This is a genomic window from Sphingomonas echinoides (assembly GCF_029623395.1).
Classification (GTDB): Bacteria; Pseudomonadota; Alphaproteobacteria; order Sphingomonadales; family Sphingomonadaceae; genus Sphingomonas; species Sphingomonas echinoides_A.
In genome coordinates this window covers 1-19,989 of record NZ_JAPYKK010000005.1, presented here as the reverse complement: position 1 = coordinate 19,989, position 19,989 = coordinate 1, and the positions used below count along the sequence as shown (strand labels likewise).

At 67.1% G+C, this 19,989-nt stretch carries 17 protein-coding genes; 11 read left to right on the top strand and 6 right to left on the bottom strand.

The window, feature by feature from the left end; translation table 11 throughout:
- Positions 1 to 148 precede the first annotated feature (148 nt).
- The 5 genes from QBJ92_RS04525 to QBJ92_RS04505 form a co-directional block, all read right to left on the bottom strand.
- On the bottom strand, positions 149 to 991 hold the full coding sequence (locus tag QBJ92_RS04525; protein WP_277968498.1) for a LysR substrate-binding domain-containing protein: 843 nt from the start codon (positions 989 to 991) through the stop codon (positions 149 to 151).
- Between the two features lie 186 nt (positions 992 to 1,177).
- Entirely contained in the window at positions 1,178 to 1,618 is a 441-nt protein-coding gene (locus tag QBJ92_RS04520; protein ID WP_277968497.1) for a hypothetical protein, read from the bottom strand.
- Positions 1,619 to 1,677: 59 nt separating this feature from the next.
- On the bottom strand, positions 1,678 to 3,135 hold the full coding sequence (locus tag QBJ92_RS04515) for an AMP nucleosidase (RefSeq protein ID WP_277968496.1): 1,458 nt from the start codon (positions 3,133 to 3,135) through the stop codon (positions 1,678 to 1,680).
- A gap of 85 nt (positions 3,136 to 3,220) precedes the next feature.
- Positions 3,221 to 3,493 carry a hypothetical protein gene (locus QBJ92_RS04510; protein ID WP_277968495.1) on the bottom strand — a complete coding sequence of 91 codons (273 nt, stop codon included), beginning with the start codon at positions 3,491 to 3,493 and terminating at the stop codon, positions 3,221 to 3,223.
- A 90-nt stretch (positions 3,494 to 3,583) separates the two neighbouring features.
- On the bottom strand, positions 3,584 to 4,063 hold the full coding sequence (locus QBJ92_RS04505; RefSeq protein ID WP_277968494.1) for a peroxiredoxin: 480 nt from the start codon (positions 4,061 to 4,063) through the stop codon (positions 3,584 to 3,586).
- Positions 4,064 to 4,187: 124 nt separating this feature from the next.
- On the opposite strand from QBJ92_RS04505, the gene QBJ92_RS04500 reads away from it, so the two are divergent.
- The 11 genes from QBJ92_RS04500 (at position 4,188) to trxA (ending at position 18,550) form a co-directional block, all read left to right on the top strand.
- A complete protein-coding gene (locus tag QBJ92_RS04500; RefSeq protein ID WP_277968493.1) occupies positions 4,188 to 4,748 on the top strand; it encodes a YqgE/AlgH family protein in 561 nt (186 codons plus the stop codon).
- 142 nt (positions 4,749 to 4,890) lie between these two features.
- The gene (ahcY, locus tag QBJ92_RS04495; protein ID WP_277968492.1) at positions 4,891 to 6,306 is read left to right on the top strand and encodes an adenosylhomocysteinase; all 1,416 of its coding nucleotides are present in this window, start codon (positions 4,891 to 4,893) and stop codon (positions 6,304 to 6,306) included.
- Between the two features lie 166 nt (positions 6,307 to 6,472).
- On the top strand, positions 6,473 to 8,827 hold the full coding sequence (locus QBJ92_RS04490; protein WP_277968491.1) for a sensor histidine kinase: 2,355 nt from the start codon (positions 6,473 to 6,475) through the stop codon (positions 8,825 to 8,827).
- Positions 8,828 to 8,879: 52 nt separating this feature from the next.
- The gene (locus tag QBJ92_RS04485; protein ID WP_277968490.1) at positions 8,880 to 9,128 is read left to right on the top strand and encodes a type II toxin-antitoxin system CcdA family antitoxin; all 249 of its coding nucleotides are present in this window, start codon (positions 8,880 to 8,882) and stop codon (positions 9,126 to 9,128) included.
- Entirely contained in the window at positions 9,128 to 9,427 is a 300-nt protein-coding gene (locus tag QBJ92_RS04480; protein ID WP_277968489.1) for a CcdB family protein, read from the top strand. The genes QBJ92_RS04485 and QBJ92_RS04480 overlap by 1 nt, the downstream gene beginning before the upstream one ends.
- 1 nt (position 9,428) lies before the next feature.
- Positions 9,429 to 9,869 carry a tRNA (adenosine(37)-N6)-threonylcarbamoyltransferase complex ATPase subunit type 1 TsaE gene (gene tsaE, locus QBJ92_RS04475; protein WP_277968488.1) on the top strand — a complete coding sequence of 147 codons (441 nt, stop codon included), beginning with the start codon at positions 9,429 to 9,431 and terminating at the stop codon, positions 9,867 to 9,869.
- A complete protein-coding gene (locus QBJ92_RS04470) occupies positions 9,866 to 10,834 on the top strand; it encodes an aminoglycoside phosphotransferase family protein (protein WP_277968615.1) in 969 nt (322 codons plus the stop codon). Before tsaE ends, QBJ92_RS04470 begins: the two co-directional genes overlap by 4 nt.
- Positions 10,831 to 11,595: a nucleotidyltransferase family protein gene (locus QBJ92_RS04465; protein ID WP_277968487.1), complete on the top strand. Its 765-nt coding sequence runs from the start codon at positions 10,831 to 10,833 to the stop codon at positions 11,593 to 11,595. Before QBJ92_RS04470 ends, QBJ92_RS04465 begins: the two co-directional genes overlap by 4 nt.
- Positions 11,588 to 14,545, top strand: a complete 2,958-nt coding sequence (gene addB / locus QBJ92_RS04460) for a double-strand break repair protein AddB (RefSeq protein ID WP_277968486.1) — start codon at positions 11,588 to 11,590, stop codon at positions 14,543 to 14,545. The genes QBJ92_RS04465 and addB overlap by 8 nt, the downstream gene beginning before the upstream one ends.
- 168 nt (positions 14,546 to 14,713) lie before the next feature.
- Positions 14,714 to 18,163 (top strand): double-strand break repair helicase AddA, encoded by a 3,450-nt coding sequence (addA, locus tag QBJ92_RS04455; RefSeq protein ID WP_277968485.1) that lies wholly within the window; start codon positions 14,714 to 14,716, stop codon positions 18,161 to 18,163.
- A 63-nt stretch (positions 18,164 to 18,226) separates the two neighbouring features.
- Entirely contained in the window at positions 18,227 to 18,550 is a 324-nt protein-coding gene (trxA, locus tag QBJ92_RS04450; protein ID WP_277968484.1) for a thioredoxin TrxA, read from the top strand.
- Between the two features lie 189 nt (positions 18,551 to 18,739).
- On the opposite strand, the gene argJ is transcribed toward trxA, so the two are convergent.
- Positions 18,740 to 19,960, bottom strand: a complete 1,221-nt coding sequence (argJ, locus tag QBJ92_RS04445) for a bifunctional glutamate N-acetyltransferase/amino-acid acetyltransferase ArgJ (RefSeq protein ID WP_277968483.1) — start codon at positions 19,958 to 19,960, stop codon at positions 18,740 to 18,742.
- Positions 19,961 to 19,989 lie beyond the last annotated feature (29 nt).

The window sequence follows — 19,989 nt, the reverse complement described above, 5'->3', positions numbered from 1 at the left end:
GCGGTCGATCATCGTAGCGGCAAGCGCGATCGGTTCGGCGATGTGTTCCAGCTGCGTATCCTTCGCAATTCTAACCCTTGAAGGCAGAACGCGCCGTCGCTTTATCGTTTCATGGTTCCGGGGGAATTATCGGCCTGATCCAGAGCAACTACTGGCGGGCGGCGAATTGGGCGATTAGCCAGCTACGGACGAGGCTGATCGTCGGATCGGCAAGGTCGTCGGGGCGTAGTTTGAGGTAATAGCCGAAGCCGTCGTCAATTGCCGCATCATAGGGAACGACCAGTTGGCCCCCAGCAATTTCGGGGGCGAACATTGCCAGATCGGCGAGTGCGACACCCCCGGATTGCATCGCGTAATGCACTGCGAGCGACAGCGTATCAAATGCGTGGCCACGGTTCGTGTCGATCGCGACACTGGTCGCTCGCGCAAAGGTGCTCCACAGGAGTCCGCGTTCCTCGCCTTCCAGCGTAACGTGAAGCAAGTCATTGTCGGACAGGAAATCTTCGATCGACTTGCCGGCATGGCGTTCCGCCAGCGCGGGAGAACAGACCGGAGCGACGCGGACCAACCACAACAGATCGGTAATGCGATCGTCGATGTTGGGCCGGTCGAACACGATCGCCATGTCGGTCTCGGTATTTGGCAATCCCGTTACTGGCGCGCTGGACACATCGATCCGGACATTCGGATGGGTCTGGTGGAACGTGCGGAGCATCGGCATGACGACTTGCTGCAACAGCGACGGCGGGATGTGGATACGGATCGGTCGGCCATTCTGCGGATCCTGGCTGACCGCTGCCATCGTCTGCTCCAGCAGATCGAACGCGCGGCGGACTTCCGGCAGCAGTGCCGCGCCGGCCGCGGTCAGGACGAGGCGCTGACCGGAACGATCGAACAGTTTCTGTCCAAGCGCTTCCTCGAGGCTGATGACGTGCCGGCTGACCGCACTCTGAGAAACCTCGAGCGCTTGCGCGCCCGCGGTGAAACTCATGCGTTGGCCCACCGCATCGAAGGCGCGCAAAGCGTTGAGCGGGAGCCAGCGACGGCTGATGATCTTCGACGACGCGATCGCCTGTACTCCGGAAGCGTGCGGGCCATGAGTGCCCCGCTCGCTTCAATCCGCTTTTCTTGCCAAACGCAATCCGCTCCGCCGACCGGCAACGCCTTCGTCGCTTGCTTACTCCGGGATCGTCCCCTCATCGGCGATGCCGGCTTCGAACGAAGCACTTGAATTCTTGCCGTCTGCCTGATGCGCGCGCTTGCCGCGGTTGGGTTTGGCAGTGTCCGGCGTGCTTCCACGCAGCGCGAGCAGCGCGGCGACGGTAGCGCCGACAGCGGCGATCCCACCGACGACTGCGGCTGCACCCCAGCGCTTTCCGGTAGGAACGGGGTGGGGCGCCGGGGCGGTGGGCTTGACGATAGGCTTGCCGGGATTGATCGGGCGTCCGGACGCGGCGCTGCGCGGCTTGGCGGGCTTGCGGGGCGCAGGCGCTTTGCCTGCGGTCGCTGCCTTTTCCCGAGCGGGTTTTTCCGGTTTTGGCGGCTTGGGCGGCTTCGGCAAGGCGGTCGCTTCGGTTTCCGTATCGGTATCGGTCGGCTTTTTCGGTGGCATGGCCATCGTATCATCCTTGAATTGGTAGCGACCTCAACGCGTGACGCGGCGCCGGTTTCCGTGCCTTACCGGAATGGCGGCTCATTGAATGCACGCAATTTGCGCGAATGGAGTTTGTTGCCTTCTCGGCGCAGTTCCTCGCACGCTTCGATTCCGATCCGCATATGCTCGCTGATCGCGCGTTCGTAGAAGCGGTTGGCTTGGCCGGGGAGCTTGAGCTCGCCATGCAGCGGCTTGTCCGACACGCAGAGCAACGTCCCGTAGGGGACGCGGAAACGGTAGCCTTGTGCCGCAATCGTTGCCGATTCCATGTCGATTCCGACCGCTCGAGACAACGAAAAGCGCAGAGCGGAGCGGGAATACTGCAGTTCCCAATTGCGGTCGTCGGTCGTCACGATCGTGCCCGTGCGCAAGCGGCGCTTGAGCTCGTCGCCGGTCTGGCCCGAGACCGTTTCGGCAGCACGCGCGAGCGCGAGCTGGACCTCGGCGATCGCTGGAACCGGGATCTCGGGCGGGAGCACGTCGTCGAGGATGTGGTCGTCGCGCAGATACGCATGCGCCAACACATAGTCGCCGATCCGCTGGCTCGGGCGGAGCCCGCCGCAATGGCCGATCATTAGCCATGCCTCTGGGCGCAACACCGCGAGATGGTCGCAGATCGTCTTGGCGTTGGAGGGGCCGACGCCGATGTTGACCAGCGTGATCCCGGTGCCGTCCTCCGCCATCAGGTGATAGGCGGGCATCTGGTGCCGCCGCCATGCGCTTGTGTCGGCGAGCATCGCCTCGACATCGTCGCCTGCGCGCATCATCACGCCGCCTGCGCCCGAGACGCCGACGTAGCGGCTCGGCGTGCCGTCCGCCTGCGGTTCGAGTTGCGCGCACGCCCAGCGGACGAATTCGTCGACATAGCGGTGGTAGTTGGTGAACAGCACGTAGCGCTGGACATGCTCTGGCTGCGTGCCCGTATAGTGCCGCAGCCGCGCGAGCGAGAAGTCCGTGCGCAGACCATCGAACAAAGCGAGCGGACGTGGCCCGCCGTTGAGAACGGCGTAACGGCCGTCCGCGATCTCGTCGCCGATGTGCGCGAGTTCGGTCGCGGGGAAGTGTCGCGACAGATCGACTGCCGAGACCGCATCGAGGCTGAGCGCGTGGCCCGGATCGATCACATAGGGGAACGGTATTTCCTGCCGCCCCGGAACCGCCTCGACCGTGACGTCGTAATCCTCGATCAGCAACGTAAGCTGTTCGGTCAGATAGTCGGCGAAGATCGCGGGCTTGGTAACGCTGATCGCATAGGCGCCCTCGCTGACGAGGCGTCCGAACGAGCGCGCGGGAACGGGTCGATCCTCGCCGCCGCGATACTGCAGCCGGATTTCGGGATAAGCGAAACTGCCATCCTTCCGACTCTCGGGGGCGGGGGGCTGGCTGGTGGTGATATAGGTCGTGAGCGCGGCCTGGAGCCGCTCGACCGAAGCGCGATAGAGACGATCGAGTTCGGCGACGATGTCGGATGCTTGCGTCATGCACAGCGGCTAATGCGGTATCGTTACACGCGCAAGACCGGGCAGGAATAGGGGCACGCACCACGGTGGCGCGTGCCCAATCGCATTACTTCTTGAGCGCCGGAATGACGTCTTCGCCTTCGCGGAGCTTCTTGACGCCATAGACCGTGCCGGCCACCGCGGCCGCCGCACCGGTTGCAATCGCCGCCGCCGCGACCGGATGTTCCTTCACGGCTTCGACGGTCGCGTTGAAGGCGTCGGTGACTGCCTCCTGCGCTTGCGTGAGAATCGAGGGGTCGACCACTTTCTTCACTTCGCTCGCAGCCTTGTTGCCAAGATCCTGTGCGGTGTCGGTGGCCTGCTTGATCGTATCCGTCATGATGATCTCCCTTCGCATAACGACGTGTTACGGGAAGGAAACGAAGTGCGACGACGGCTGGTTCCGTCGCCGCACTCGTTTCGTCGTGCGTTAGATTTCGCTCAACAGATGTTCTGCCGACGAAACCTTGAATTCGCCGGGGGCTTCGACGTTGAGCTGCTCGACGACGCCGTCATTGACGAGCATCGAATAGCGCTGGCTACGCTCACCCATGCCGAACTTCGATCCGTCGAAGGTCAGGCCGACTGCCTTGGCGAACTCTGCATTGCCGTCCGCCAGCATCGTGATGTCGCCCGCGTCGCTAGCCTTGCCCCATGCGCCCATCACGAACGCGTCGTTGACCGAGGTGAAAGCGATCTCGTTGATGCCCTTGGCCTTCAGGTCGGCCGCCTTGTCGACGAAGCCGGGGAGGTGGCGCGCCGAGCAGGTCGGCGTGAAAGCACCAGGGACCGCGACGAGCGCGACCTTGCGGCCCTTGAAGAAATCGTCCGAGCTGACCTGATCCGGGCCATCGGGCGTGACCTTGGTGAGCATGGTGGTAGGGACGCGGTCGCCGACGTTGATCGTCATGGGGAATCTCCTGATGCCGCCGCTCCGACACGGAATTGGGGGAGCAGCGTAGCGCTACGTCGGCCAGCCACGGCCAAATTTCAAGCGTGGCGAGGCTTGGTTCGCGCGCCTATGATGCGGGATGATGGAGTCGACGACATATCTTACCGGCCAGTTCCTACTGGCGATGCCCGGCATCGGCGATCCGCGCTTCGACCGTGCGATCATCGCGATGTGCGCGCACGATGCGGAAGGCGCGCTTGGGATCGGCATCGGCGACACGATTCCGGGCGTCGGTCTGCATACCGTGCTCGCCCAGCTTGATATCGATCCCGGCGTGGCGCCCGATGCGCCGGTGCACATTGGTGGTCCAGTCGAGCCGCAGCGCGGCTTCGTGGTGCACAGCCAGGATTGGGGCGGCCAGGATACGGTCAGCGTCGCGAACCGCTGGGCGTTGTCCGGCACGACCGACGTGCTCCGCGCGATCGCCACGGGGACCGGGCCGTCACGCTGGATCGTCGCGCTCGGCTACGCTGGATGGGGGCCGGGGCAAGTGGATTCGGAGATGACGCGGCACGGCTGGTTCAGCACGCCTGCCGATCTCGAGCTTCTATATGACACAGACGCCGATCTTCGTTGGGAGAGTGCATTCAGCGCCGCGGGGATCGATTCGCGATTGCTGGTGAGTGGTGCCGGGAATGCATGACGGGTCGCATCCGATTACGAATGGACGCTTGCCGGATGCCACGGATGTCCGCTGACGGACCGTCATATAAAGACATCTTTATATTTGATCCGGGCGGCATTCGCGACTAAAGGCGCGGCATCAACTTTTCCGGAGAAGCCCCGTGGCCACCGTTCTCGACAAGCCGACCGACTATGTCGTCGCAGACATTACCCTCGCCGATTTCGGCCGCGCGGAAATCAACATCGCCGAGACCGAGATGCCCGGCCTGATGGCGCTGCGCGAGGAATTCGGCACAACCAAGCCGCTCAAGGGCGCGCGCATCACCGGTTCGCTCCACATGACGATCCAGACCGCGGTTCTCATCGAGACGCTGACCGCGCTCGGTGCCGACGTCCGCTGGGCGACGTGCAACATCTATTCGACGCAGGACCATGCCGCTGCCGCGATCGCAGCGTCGGGCGTGCCGGTGTTCGCGATCAAGGGCGAGAGCCTTGCGGACTATTGGGACTATGTCGGCAACATCTTCGACTGGGACAATGGCGACGGCCAGACCTGCAACATGATCCTCGACGACGGCGGCGACGCGACGATGTTCGCTTTGTGGGGCGCCAAACTCGAAGCCGGCCATTCGTTCGGCGAGCCCGAGAATGAGGAAGAAGTCGAGATGCAGCGCGCCGTCAAGGCGTTCATCGCGAAGAAGCCCGGCTACCTCACCGAGACCGTCAAGAACATCAAGGGCGTGTCGGAAGAGACCACGACCGGCGTTCACCGCCTGTATGCGATCGCCAAGAAGGGCGAGCTGCCGTTCCCCGCGATCAACGTCAACGACAGCGTGACCAAGTCGAAGTTCGACAACCTGTACGGCTGCAAGGAATCGCTGGTCGACGCAATCCGTCGCGGCACCGACGTGATGCTCGCGGGCAAGGTCGCCACGGTTGCCGGCTTCGGTGACGTCGGCAAGGGTTCGGCCCAGTCGCTCCGCAACGGCGGCGCACGCGTGCTCGTCACCGAAGTCGATCCGATCTGCGCACTGCAGGCGGCAATGGAGGGCTTCGAGGTCGTGACGATGGAAGAGGCCGTCACCCGCGCCGACATCTTCGTGACCGCGACCGGCAACGCCGACGTCATCACCGCCGACCACATGCGCGGCATGAAGAACATGGCGATCGTCTGCAATATCGGCCACTTCGACTCCGAGATCCAGATCTCGGCGCTGTCGAACTACAAGTGGACCGAAGTGAAGCCGCAGGTCGATCTCGTCGAGTTCGACGACGGCAAGCAGATCATCATCCTGTCCAAGGGCCGTCTGGTGAACCTCGGCAACGCGACCGGCCATCCGTCGTTCGTGATGTCGGCAAGCTTCACCAACCAGACGCTGGCGCAGATCGAACTGTTCACCAACCCCGAGCAGTACAAGAACGACGTCTACGTCCTGCCGAAGCACCTCGACGAGAAGGTCGCGGCGCTTCACCTCGAGAAGCTTGGCGTGAAGATGACCCAGCTGACCAAGAAGCAGGCCGATTACATCGGCGTGCCGGTCGAGGGTCCGTTCAAGCCGGATCACTACCGCTACTGATTTCACTGCGACAAACGGTGTGCAGGAAAGGCGGCGAGCATTGGCTCGCCGCCTTTTTTGTTGATCTCTGCGATGGATCGGTCGCACGCTCTGTCAACGTGGTGGTACCAGTGGTAGCGCTGCGGGGAGCGGGGGTACGGACGATGCGCCGTCGCAAAGGGTTGGAATGATCGGTCTGGTGCAGAGTTCGCTGCTGCTGAGCGGGGTAGGGTTGGCGGTTCTGCTGACGGGCGCTTCGGTGATCCTGTACGGCGGCCTGCGCGCACGGCGTGAGGCTTCCGCGACGTTTGCGGAGAATGCGCGCCTGTCCGCAACGCTCGCATCTGCACCGGCCTTGGCGATGATCGTCCGGGCGGATGGCCGAGTCGATTGTTCCGAACGTCTCGCCGACTGGTTCGGCCTGGCCACGCCGCCGCGCTATCTCAACGACCTCGCGGTCCCCGACGCAGGGTTGTCGCCCGAGGATTTCACCGCGCTGGCCGCGGAAGTCACCGCCGCGCAGAAATCGGGTCGAGCGTTCTCGCTTGCGGTGCGGGCGATGGGATCGTCGCGGGCGCTGATGATCCGCGGCAGCCGCGCGGCGCGCGACGTGCGCGTTCCGGGCGGAGTGATCGTGTGGGTGTTCGACGCAACCGACAGCGAAGCCGAGATCGCGCAACTGCGCGCGGCGGTCGACGAAGCGACGACGCACTATGATGAATTGAGCGGCATCATCCAGGCGGCGCCAATGCCGATGTGGTACCGCGGTGCGGATCTTCGGTTGGCAATGGTCAACTCGCATTATGTCGATGCGGTCGAAGGGGCTTCGCCGCAGGACGTCGTCGAGCGCGGGCTGGAACTGGTCGAGGGGTCCGGCGTCGGTGGCCCGCTGGCGAGCGCGGTGATGGCGCGCGACGCGAAGGCGATCCAGACACAGACGCTGCCCGCGACGATCCGCGGCGAACGGCGGATGCTGCGCGTATACGACGCGCCGCTGTCGGCGGGCGGAGTCGCAGGGTTCGCGATCGATATCGAGGATCTCGAGCAGGCGCGCGCGCAGCTCAAGCGGTTCGACGATGCGCAACGCGCGATGCTCGATCGCGTCTCGGCGGCAGTGGTGCAGTTCGGGCCCGATCGGGCGCTGGTGTTCTGCAACCAGCCGTTTCGGCGGATCTTCGCGATGAAGCCCGAATGGCTCGCCGATCGTCCCGAGTTCGACCGTGTGCTGGAACGGATGCGCGAGGCGTCGCGCTTGCCCGAGGTGCGCGACTTTCCGGGATGGAAGAACGAGCGGCGCGAATGGTTTCTCGCAGCGGACGGCGCGATCGAGGAGGAATGGCATCTGCCGGGCGGGGTCCATCTCCGCGTGGTTGCACAGCCTTTGCCCGATGGCGGATTGCTGTTGATCTTCGAGGATCGGACCGAACAGGTCCAGCTCGCCAGCGCGCGCGATACGCTGCTGCGGGTCCGCACCGCGACGTTCGACAATCTGTACGAAGCGCTGGGGGTGTTCGCCGCGGATGGGCGGCTGCAACTGTGGAACAACAAGTTTCGGACGCTGTGGGGCTTCGAGGAGGCGTTCCTTGCGACGCACCCGCGTGTCGACGTGCTTGCGGAGGCTGCGGCGAAGCAGCTCGCCAACCCCGCGCGCGCCAGTTTGATCGGCGATCTCGTGCGGGCCGCGACGGTGGAGCGTCAGCAACGGGCCGGACGCGTCGCCTTCGCCGACGGTCGCCATTACGAATTTGCCGCGGTGCCACTGCCGGACGGCAACGGGCTGTTCACGATGCTCGACATCTCCGACAGCCGCCGGATCGAACGCGCGCTGCGCGACCGCAACGAGGCGCTGGAGGCTGCCGATCGCGTCAAGACCGCGTTCGTCGCGACGATGAGCTATGAGCTGCGGACGCCGCTCACCTCGATCAGCGGGTTCGCGGAAATGCTCAACGAAGGCTATGCGGGCGCGCTGAGCAAGGCCGCGGAAGGCTATGTCGAGGCGATTCTCGAATCGGTCGACCGGCTGGGAATGCTCGTCGACGAAGTTCTCGATCTGACCCAGGCGGAAGGCGGCACGGTTACGCTCGACAAGCGCGACGTCGATCTGGTTGTGACGGCGCAGGCGGCGGCGGCGTCCGTTTCGCCGCTGGCGGCAAAGCGCAAACTCGATTTCGTGGCGGACCTGCAGCCATCGACCGGGCACGTCCTGGGCGATGCTCGCCGGCTCCAGCAGATGATCGAGCATTTGTTGCGTCACGCGATCGCAGGGACGCGCGAGGGCGGGCGGATCGTGCTGCGAGTCGACGGCACGGCGGCGGCGGTCCGCCTGATCGTCTCGGACGACGGGATCGGAATGACCCGACAAATGGTCGAACGCGCGTTCGATCGGTTCGGCCAGCCTGGGATCACCCGCAACGGCGAGCGGGCGCTCGGGCTGGGGCTGCCGCTTGCACGGCAATTCGTCGAGGCGCATGGCGGGGAAATCGAGCTGATGTCCGAACCTGGTCGAGGGACGGTCATCACGGTGCGCCTGCCACGACGCTGACTTGCGGCGGCAGATCTATGCGCATAGGTTCTGCGCATATCGGGAGGAAGCGATGGGACGTGTTCGGGAGGATCGGACCGCATTTCGTCGGCCGACCAATGTGACGCTGGACGAGCAGCTCGTCGCGTCGGCGAAGGAACTCGGCATCAACGTATCGCGCGCTTGCGAACAGGGCTTGAGCGACGCGGTCAGTGCCGAGCGGAAGCGCCGGTGGCAGGAGGACAATCGCGCGGCGCTGGAGGCATCCAACGCCTACGTTGCCGAACACGGGTTGCCGCTTGCCAAATATCGTCCGTTTTGATGGCGCGGTTCGATGTGTATCGCGGCGCGCCGGGGCAGGGCTATCTGCTCGATTGCCAGACGGACTCTCTCTCCGGCCTCAATACCCGGCTGACGGCGCCGCTGTTCCTGCGGGACAGTTTCCCGCACTACGCGGCACGTCTCAATCCGGTGTTCCAGGTCGAGGGGAATGCCGTCGTCATGCTCACGCAATATGCATCGGCGATCGAGACGCGCCATCTTGGCGAGCACGTCACGTCGCTTGCGGATCAACAGGATGCGATCATGAACGCGCTCGACATGCTGCTGACGGGATATTGAGATGATCCTTGCCGATCCCGCCGCGACCGAGGCGCTGGGCGCGCGGCTGGCGGGCCTTGCCCGACCCGGCGATGTCATCACGCTGGAAGGGCCGCTCGGCGCGGGCAAGACGAGCATTGCGCGCGGGTTGCTCGCGGCGCTTGGGCTGGTGGGCGAAGCACCGTCGCCGAGCTTCGCGATCGTCCAGCCCTATGCGCCGCCCGAGGTGCGCTTTCCGGTGTTGCACGTCGATCTCTACCGGATCGACGACGCGGACGAGATTGCCGAACTGGGTCTGGACGAAGCCGAAAGCGATTCGCTGCTGCTGATCGAATGGCCCGAACGCGCGCCCGGTTACTGGCCCGATGCGCTGATGCTGACGCTGGCGATCGAAGAAGACGGGCAGCGTCGCTTGACAGCCGCCGTCCCGCCGGGCTGGAGAGAGCGATGGCAGCAGATATGACCCCACCCGCCGCCGCCGCGGCATTCCTCGCGGCGCACGGCTGGTCCGACGCGACGATCGATCCGGTTGCGGGCGATGCGTCGTTCCGGCGATATTTTCGTGTGCGCGCGGGGGATCGCAGCGCGATCCTGATGGATGCGCCGCCGCCCGAGGAAGATCCGCAGCCGTTCATCGACATAGCGCGCTGGCTGATCGAACGGGGGTTTGCCGCGCCCGCGATCCATGCGACCGATCTGGCGACGGGGCTGGTGCTGCTCGAGGATTTCGGGGACGTACGGATGCGCGAAACGATCGATGCGGACCCCGCGCGCGAAGCGGGGCTGTACCGCTCGGCGATCGATACGCTGGTCCGGTTGCAGCGCGAGGAAGCAGCCCCCGTGCCGCGCTACGATCTGGCGGTGCTCCACCGCGAGGCGAACCTGATGACCGAATGGTATTGCCCCGCGATCGGCGTCACGCCCGACCAGGCGGCGTATGACCTGGCGTGGGATGCGGTGCTGGGCACGACGCTCCACGGCACGATGGTGACGGTGCTGCGCGATTATCATGCCGAGAATCTGATGCTGCTGGGCGACGGCGATGCGCTCGGCCTGCTCGATTTCCAGGACGCGCTGGCGGGGCATCCGGCCTATGATCTCGTGTCGCTGCTGCAGGATGCTCGCCGCGATGTCGCGGAAACGGTCGAGACCGAGATGCTCGCGCATTACCGCGCCGCGACCGACGCTGGCGAGGATTTCGATACCGCTTATGCCGTGCTCGGCGCGCAGCGGAACGCCAAGATCGTCGGAATCTTCACGCGGCTGTGGCAGCGCGACGGCAAGCCGCGCTACGCCGCTCTGTGTCCGCGGGTGTGGGCGTATCTCGATCGCGATCTTGCGCATCCCGCGCTTGCGCCGGTCAAGGAATGGTTCGACGCCACGATCCCGCCCGAATTGCGTGGCAACCCGATGGAGCTGTCGGCGTGATCGACCCCAAGCGCACGCTGCACATCCGCCCCGATCCGGGCGGGGTCGTCCCCAAGACCGCGATGGTGATGGCGGCGGGGCTGGGCAAGCGGATGCGCCCGCTCACCGCGACACGACCCAAGCCGCTGGTGGTGGTCAACGGGCGTGCGCTGATCGACCATGTGTTCGACCGGCTTCGCGCGGGTGGGATCGAGCGTGCAGTGGTCAACGTCCATTACCTCGCCGACACGCTCGAGGCGCATCTGCGCAACCGCGTGTCGGGGATCGACGTGGTCGTCTCCGACGAACGCAAGCAGTTGATGGAGACGGGCGGCGGGATCGTCCAGGCGCGCGACCTGATCGGCAGCGATCCGTTCCTCGTCGTCAACAGCGACAATCTTTGGGTCGATGGCCCGAGCGACGCGATCCGGATGCTCGCCGCGCGGTGGGACGACGAGAAGATGGACGCGCTGCTGCTGATGGTGCCGCTCGCGCGCGCCAATCATCATGCCGGGCAGGGCGACTTCCGGCTGGCCGCCGACGGCAAGATCATCGGGCGGCGTCAGCCGGGCAAGCTCGCGCCCTTCGTTTATACCGGCGTCCAGATCCTGTCGCCGCGCGTGATCGCGGACTGGCCCGAGGGGCCGTTCTCGACGATGCTGTTCTGGGAACGCGCGATCGCGGCGGGGCGCGCTTACGGGCTGGTGCATCAGGGCCTGTGGTTCGACGTCGGCACGCCGGCGGCGGTCGGCAAGACCGAGGTCATGCTCGCGGATGGCTGAGCCCGTCCGGCCAACAGTCTTCACGATCCCCGCGCACCGCGCGTTTGCCGATGCGTTGGCGGCGGGGCTTATCCGGCAGTTCGGGCCAGATGCCAAGGGCGATGATCTCGGGCTCGCGCGCGGGTTGGTGCTGCTCCCCAACAATCGCGCCAAGCGCGCGCTGACGGAGGCGTTCGTCCGCGCGAGCGACAACGGCTTGCTGCTCCCGCGGATGGTCGCGATCGGCGATCCGGCGCTCGACGAAGGCGTCGGCGCGGCGCTCGATCCGGCGGATAGCGCGGAGCCGATCCCGCCTGCGGTCGGGCCGCTCGAACGGCGGATGATCCTCGCGCGGCTGATCGGCGAGGAACGCCAGCGTGGCGGACAGCCGATCGATGCGGCGGAAGCGGTGCGGCTGGCGGGCGATCTCGCGCGGACGCTCGATCAGTTGCTGGTCGAGGACGTCGCGCCGATCCGGTTGCGGCAGATCGAGCTCAACGAAGCAATGTCGGCGCATTGGGAACGCGCGCTCGCGCTGTTCGAGATCGTGCTCGACCGCTGGCCGGGCGAACTCGCGCGGATCGGGCGGATCGACCTGGCGGACCGGCGCGCGCGGTTGCTGCGGCGGCTGGCGGAGCGGTGGGATGCGACACCGCCCGCGGGGTTCGTCTGCGCGGCAGGGATCACCGACAGCGCGCCTGCGGTGGCGCGGCTGTTGCGCTGCGTCGCGGACAGCCCGCGCGGAATGGTCGTGATGGCGGATCTTGCGATCGGGATGGACGAGACCGAGTGGCAGGCGCTCGGGCCGCACCGGTTCGACCCCGAGAGCGGCAGCACGCGCCGATCGATCGAGACGCACCCGCAATTCCATCTCAAGCTCCTGCTCGAGCGGATGAGCGTCAACCGCACCGAAGTCCGCCAGTGGCGTGACGGCAGCGATCACGACGCGACGGTCGCGCGCGGCAAGGCAGTGGCGAATGCGCTGGCGGCGGCGGAGGCGACGGCCAAATGGACGTCGCTCCCCGCCGAGCAGCGGCGCTTGAGCGGGATCACCGCCGCCGAACTCGCGACGCCGGGGGAGGAGGCGCAGGCGATTGCGCTCGCCTTGCGCGAAGTGGTCGAGATGCCGGGCCGCACCGCTGCACTGGTGACGCCCGATCGCGGGCTCGCGCGGCGCGTGGCGGCGCATTGCAAGCGGTGGAACATCATCGTGGACGATTCGGCCGGGCGACCGTTGTCGATCCTGCCGCCGGGGACATTGCTGACCGCGCTCGCGGAGGCGGCAACCCAGCGGTTCGCGCCGCTCGCCTTGCTGACGTTGCTCAAGCATCCGCTGGTACGCTCGGGGCCGGCGCGGACGGCGTGGCTCGACGGGGTGCGGTCGCTCGACCGCGTTCTGCGCGGGCCGCGTCCAGCGGCGGGGCTGGCCGGGATCGACGCACATCTACGACAGGCACGGCGCGCTGGTGATGCGACCGCGTGGTGGCCCGAGGCGCGGGCTTTGCTGGAGCCACTCGAACCGTTGTTCGCGCGCGCGGCTCCGCTGGCGGCGCTCGTTGCGGGGTTGCGCGAGACGGCGCAGACGCTGTGCGGCGATGCGCTCTGGGCTGGCCCCAACGGTCGTGCTGCCGCGGAATTGCTCCGCGGGATCGAGGATCATGCGGGCGAGGGTCCTGCGATGGTCGACCCGGCCAGCCTTGCGCCGTTGCTCGCGACGCTGATGGAAGAAGTCGCAGTGCGCGCGCAGCAGGGCGGGCACCCACGTATCGCGATCTATGGATTGATCGAGGCGCGGTTGCAGACCGCCGACGTGATGATTCTTGGCGGGCTCAACGAGGGGACTTGGCCGGGCCTGCCCGCGCCGGACCCGTGGCTTGCGCCGCGGATCCGGATCGAACTGGGGCTTCCGGGGCTCGATCGTGGTGTCGGGATGGCGGCGCATGATCTTGCGCAGGCGTTGGGCGCCCCGGCCGCGCTGATCACGCGCGCGCGGCGCGGGGGCACGCAACCGGCGATCGCCTCGCGCTTCTGGCTGCGGTTGCAGGCGCTGGCGGGCGAGCGGTTCGAGCGGGCTGCCGCGCTGGAGGGCTGGGCGCGCGCGCTCGACGATCCGCGCGCGCATGAGCCCGCGACGCGCCCGGTGCCGGTGCCCCCCGCCGAGCGTCGCCCGACGACGATCGCGGTGACCGACGTCGACCGGCTCAAGGCCGACCCTTACGCTTTTTACGCCAAGCGCATCCTCGGGCTGGTGCCGCTCGATCCGGTCGATGCCGATCCGAGTGCCGCGTGGCGCGGCACCGCGGTCCACGCGATCCTCGAGCAATGGGCGCGCGAGGATGCGTGCGCGCTCGATACGCTGCATGGCCGCGCGCTCGCGATGTTCGACGGCGCGCATCCGATGCAGCGCGCTTTGTGGCGACCGCGGCTGATGGAGGCGATCAACTGGATCGTCGCGGAAATGGGCAAGCAGGCGGATGCGGGGCGGAGCGTGCTCGCGGTCGAGCAGTCGGGCAAGGTCGCGATCGCGGGTGTCACGCTGACCGGCAAGTTCGACCGGATCGACCGCAACCCGGACGGGACGCTCGCGATCATCGATTACAAGACCGGCAAGGCCCCCTCGGCGGCGGCGGTGCGCGAGGGGTTCAGTCTGCAGCTCGGGCTGCTTGGGCTGATCGCGGAGCGCGGAGGGTTTGAGGATATCGCGGGGATCGCGCGCGGGTTCGAATATTGGTCGCTGACCAAGAATGGCGATGCGTTCGGCAAGGTCTCGTCCCCGGTCGATCCGGCGGGCAAGCTCGACAAGGTGCTGCCCGAGGATTTCGTGACTCTCGCCGCGCGGCACTTCAGCGATGCGGCGGGGGAATGGCTGACGGGGATGCGCGGGTTCGAGGCAAAGCTGCACCCGGATTATGCGCCGTTTGCGGAGTATGATCAGTTGATGCGCCGGGATGAATGGTATGGGCGTGAGTAGCTTTTTCCAGTTCTCTTCCCCGGCGGAGGCCGGGGCCCAGTCGCGGTGGCCGAGGTTTGGCAATGCTGCGCTCTCCAACGACCCGCTCGCTCCTGGGCCCCGGCCTTCGCCGGGGAAGCGAGTAAGGCGAGCGGGGAAGCGCAGCGCTATGGCGGGGAGCCACGCCCGATGAGCGAACCCAAGGGCCACCGCCCGCTCCCGATCCTCAAGGACGCCCAAGCCCGCGCGAGTGATCCCGGCGGGCACGTCTGGTTGTCCGCCTCGGCGGGTACCGGCAAGACGCAGGTGCTCACCGCGCGCGTCTATCGCTTGCTGCTGCGCGGGGTCGATCCGGCGGCGATCCTGTGCCTGACCTTCACCAAGGCGGGCGCGGCCGAAATGGCGGGGCGGATCGGCGAGCGGCTTGCGGCGTGGGTGCGGATGGCCGAGCCCGATCTCGCACGCGATCTCCATGCGCTCGGCGAAGACCCGTCGCCCGAGCTCAAGCAGCGTGCGCGGACGCTGTTCGCGCGCGTGCTCGATTCCCCCGGCGGCGGGATCCGGATCCAGACGATCCACGGGTTCTGCCAGAGCCTGTTGTCGGGCGTCCCGGTTGAGGCGGGGCTCGTCCCCGGCTTCCGCCCGATCGAGGCGCGCGAGGAAGCGGTGATGGCGCGCGATGCGCTCGCCGAGATGCTCGTCGCCGCCGAGACCGAGGGGCGCGAGAAACCGATCACCACCGTCGGCGCGCTGAGCCTGCGGCTGGGCGAGGGCGAGGCGGAACGCTATCTGCTCGCCTGCGCACGTGCGCCCGCCGCGATGGCGGAACTGCCGATGGGCGATGGCGTACAGCCCTTCATCCGCCGCGCGCTCGACTTGCCGACCGGCGATATCGAGGCGGTGCTGTGCGAGGCGTGCGACGATAGCGAGTTCGACGTCGACAGCGTCGCACGGCTGGCAGCGGCCAACCGCGCCTGGGGCACCGCGACCGGCGGCAACCATGCCGACATCGCCGAATGCTGGGTTGAGGCGACGCCCGAGATGCGCGTGCGGATGCTCGGCGATTTGATCGGCGTGCCGTTCACCGCCAAGCGCGAACCGCGCAAATATTCGCCAAAGCTGATCGCGGCGGACGAGGACTATGCCGGCATCGCGATCGAGGTCGGCGAGGCGTGCGCGACGCTGCTGGGCTTGCGCGAGCGTGCGGCTTATGCCGATCTGCTCGCCGATGCGCTGATGGTCGGGCGGGATTACGCCGCGACTTATGACCGCGCGAAACACCGGCTCGGCGCGGTCGATTTCGACGATCTGATCCGCGCGACGATCGCGTTGCTGCAACAGCCCGGCATGGGCGAGTGGGTCCGCTACAAGCTCGACCAGGCGACCGAGCATGTGCTGATCGACGAGGCGCAGGACACCAACCCCGAGCAATGGGCGATCATCCGCGCACTCGCCGAGGAATTCTTCGCGGGCGACGGCAGCCACGGCGAGCGCGTCCGCACCTTGTTCACGGTCGGCGATTTCAAACAGGCGATCTTCGGCTTCCAGGGCACCGACCCGCGCTATTTCGGTGCGGCGGAACTGAGTTTCGGGCGGCTGGCGGAAGCCGCGTGGGATTCGGACAGCGCCGAACGCGGGCGGACCGGTGAGATGCGCGCGCGGCCGTGGCATCGGCTGTCGCTGACGCAATCGTTCCGCTCGACCCGGCCGGTGCTCGAATTCGTCGATTCCGCGCTCGAACTGCTGCCCGAGCCCGGCATGGGGCTGATCGCGGACCGCGAGCGGCACGCGAGCGAAGTCCCGGGGCCGGGGACGGTCAGCCTGTGGCCGCTGGTGATCGCAGGCGCTGGCGACGAGGACGAAGAGGGCTGGATCGGCGACGCGACCCGCGCGCTCGCCGGGCAGATCGCGCGGACGATCAAGGGCTGGGTCGGCACGCTGATGCTCGAGAGCAAGGGGCGCACGCTCCAGCCCGAGGACATCATGATCCTCGTCAAGCGGCGCGGCGACCTCGCGTCGCTGATCGTCGCGCGGCTGTATGCGGAGGGCGTGCCCGTCGCGGGGGTCGACCGGTTGCGGCTCAACGCGCCGTTGTCGGTGCAGGATCTGCTCTCCGCGATCCGCTTCGTGCTCCAGCCCGAGGACGATCTGTCGCTGGCGTCGCTGCTGGTCTCGCCGCTGATCGGGTGGAGCCAGGACCAGTTGATGCATGCCGCGCCCAAGCGCGCTGTCAGCCTGTGGCGGCATATCAGCAAGACGCTGCCGCGCGTCGATCTCGCACCGGTCTATGGGATGCTCGATCGCGCCGATTTCGCGACGCCCTATCAGTTCCTTGAGGAACTGCTGTCCGGGCCGCTCGGCGGGCGGCGCAAGTTGCTCCGGCGGCTGGGGCAGGAAGCGCGCGATCCGATCGAGGAATTGCTCAGCGCAGCACTCGATTTCGAATCGCTCGGCACGCCGTCGCTGCAACGCTTCCTCGACTGGTTCGATCGCGGCGAGGTGGAGATCAAGCGCGATCCGTCAACGCCGCATGATTCGGTCCGCGTGATGACCGCGCATGGCGCGAAGGGGTTGCAGGCCCCGCTGGTGATCCTCGCGGATGCGGCGGTCGACCCGACGCGCTCGCCGCGCTCGACGCTCAAATGGACCGCGGGCGACATGGCGGCGGCGATCCCGATCATCCGTCCGCGCAAGGGCGAGGCCACTGGGCCGCTCGCCGAGCTGGTCGACGACGCTGCCGCGCGCGATCTGGAGGAGCATTGGCGGCTGTTCTACGTCGCCGCGACGCGCGCCGAGGAACGGCTGGTGATTGCCGGATCGGTCGGGCCGAGCGCGAAGGGCGTCGCGCCTGAGGCAAGCTGGTACGCCGCCGCCGACCGCGCGATGACCGCGCTCGGGTTGCCCGCCGAGACCGCGCCGCGCGATTTCATCGGCCATGCGCCGCAAAAGCCGGTGCCGCTGGTGCGGGCGAAGAACGGCGAGGGGCGCGAGCCCGTGACGGTGCCGGACTGGGCGCTACGCGACGCGCCGGTCGAATCGCGTCCGCCGCGCCCGCTCGCGCCATCGTCGCTGGGCGATGACGTGGTGTCGGATGCGCCGCCGACGCCTGCGATGCGCGATGCCGCCGAGCGCGGGCGGCTGATCCACGCGTTGTTCGAACGGTTGCCGCCGGTCGCACCCGAGGAGCGCGCGGTGGCGGCGGATCGCTGGCTCGAGCGGAGCGGGGCGGTGGCCGATCCTGCGGTGCGCGCGGCGATTGCCGACCCGGTGTTGACGGTGCTCGACGATCCGCGCTTTGCCGAGGCGTTCGGGGAGCGGTCGCTCGCCGAGGCACCGATCGCGGCGGTGCTGCCCGACGGGTTCGTCGTGTCGGGGAAGGTCGATCGCCTGCTGGTCGAGCCCGAGCGGATCCGGATCGTCGATTTCAAGACCGGGCGCAGCGTGCCCGGCAGCGATGCCGAGATCCCGCCCTATCATATCAAGCAGATGGCGGCCTATGCCGCGGCGCTGCGGGTGATCTTCCCGGGGCGGGCGGTGGAGGCGGCGCTGCTCTATACCAGCGGGCCGACGCTGTACCTGCTGTCGCCCGAGGCGCTCGCCACGCACAAGCCCGGCTTTGCGAGCGCGGAGCAAAGCTAGGCTTCGTGCGCTTGAGGTGCGAGGGCGGCGACCTTACGTTCAGCCCAACACAAGGAGACAGACATGCCGACCAAGAAAATCACCGACGCAAGCTGGGATGCCGACGTCACCAATGCGCAGGGCGCGGTGCTGGTCGATTTCTGGGCGGAATGGTGCGGCCCGTGCAAGATGATCGGGCCGAGCCTCGAAGAGATTTCCGAGGAACTGGGTGAGCAGGTGACGATCGCCAAGCTTAATATCGACGAGAACCCCGATGCGCCGGGCAAGTATGGCGTGCGCGGGATTCCGACGATGATCCTGTTCAAGAACGGGCAGCCGGCTGCGACCAAGGTCGGGGCTGAGCCGAAGAGCAAGTTGAAGTCGTGGCTCGAGGGTGAGCTGGCTTAAGGTGATTGGCCTCCGGGTTTAGTGATCCGGGGGCCTTTTCTAATTGCGCCCTACTGTTGCGCTTCCCCGGCGAAAGCCGGGGCCCAGCAGCGAGACGTCGATGATTGAGCGCTGCGCCCAGTTGGAGAAACCTCCGTTACTGGGCCCCGGCCTTCGCCGGGGAAGCGGTTAAGATAGACGTGTTTGCGTTCAGCTCCGATAATCCGCGTTGATCGAAATATACCCGTGCGTCAGGTCGCACGTCCACATCGTCGCCACACCGTCGCCGAGCCCCAGATCAACCCCGATCTCGATGTCCTGGCCCTTGAGATGCGCAGCAACCGGCGTCTCGTCATAGCCCGTCACCGCCAGCCCCTCGCGCGCCACTTGCGTATCACCGAAGCGGATCGCGAGCAGGTCGCGCTCGGCGGGTTCGCCCGCCTTGCCGACCGCCATCACGACGCGGCCCCAGTTCGCATCCTCGCCCGCGATCGCGGTCTTGACGAGCGGCGAGTTGGCGATGCTGAGCGCGATGCGGTGCGCGCTGCGGTCGCTTTCCGCGCCGGTCACCGCGACTTCGATGAACTTGGTCGCGCCTTCGCCGTCGCGCACCACCAGATGCGCGAGCTGGCGGCACAGGTCGCCGAGCGCCGCGCGAAACGCGCCGGCACCGTCGTCCTCGGCGCCGGTCAGGGGCGGGTTGCCTGCCTTGCCGGTCGCGAAGGCGAGCACGCTGTCGCTGGTCGAGGTGTCGCTGTCGACCGTGATGCACGAGAAGGTCGCGCGATTGGCTTCGCCGAGCGTGACCTGGAGGAATTCCGCCGAGACCGCGGCGTCGGTGAAGATATAGCCGAGCATCGTCGCCATGTCGGGTGCGATCATTCCCGAGCCCTTGATGATCCCGACCAGCGTGACCGTACGCCCGCCAAGGACGGCGGTCGTCATCGCACCCTTGGCGAAGGTGTCGGTCGTGCCGATCGTGTTGGTGGCGTCTTCCCACGAACAGGGGGCAGCCGCGAACGCCGCGTCGAGCCCGGCCTCGGCCTTGTCGATCGGCAGCGGCACGCCGATTACCCCGGTCGAGGAGACGAACACATCCGATGGCCGGCACGCGAGCGCCCCCGCCACCTTGGCGGCGATCGCCTCGACCGCGGCGCGCCCGCGCCCGCCGGTGAAGGCATTCGCGTTGCCCGCATTGACGACGACCGCGCGCGCTTCGCCGAGGATCAGCGCGGCGCGGCACCATTCGACTTCGGGCGAGGGGCATTTGCTTTGCGTCAGCACGCCCGCGACCGTCGTGCCCGGATCGAGCGTGATGAAGGTGAGGTCGTTGCGCTCCCACGGCTTGTACCCGGCGCGCGCGACACGCGGTGTGACCCCGGCGATCGCGGGCAGGGCGGGGAAGGGGCGAGCGAGCGGGGAGCGGTCCATGTGCGCGGCTTTAGCAGATCGCTACCGCG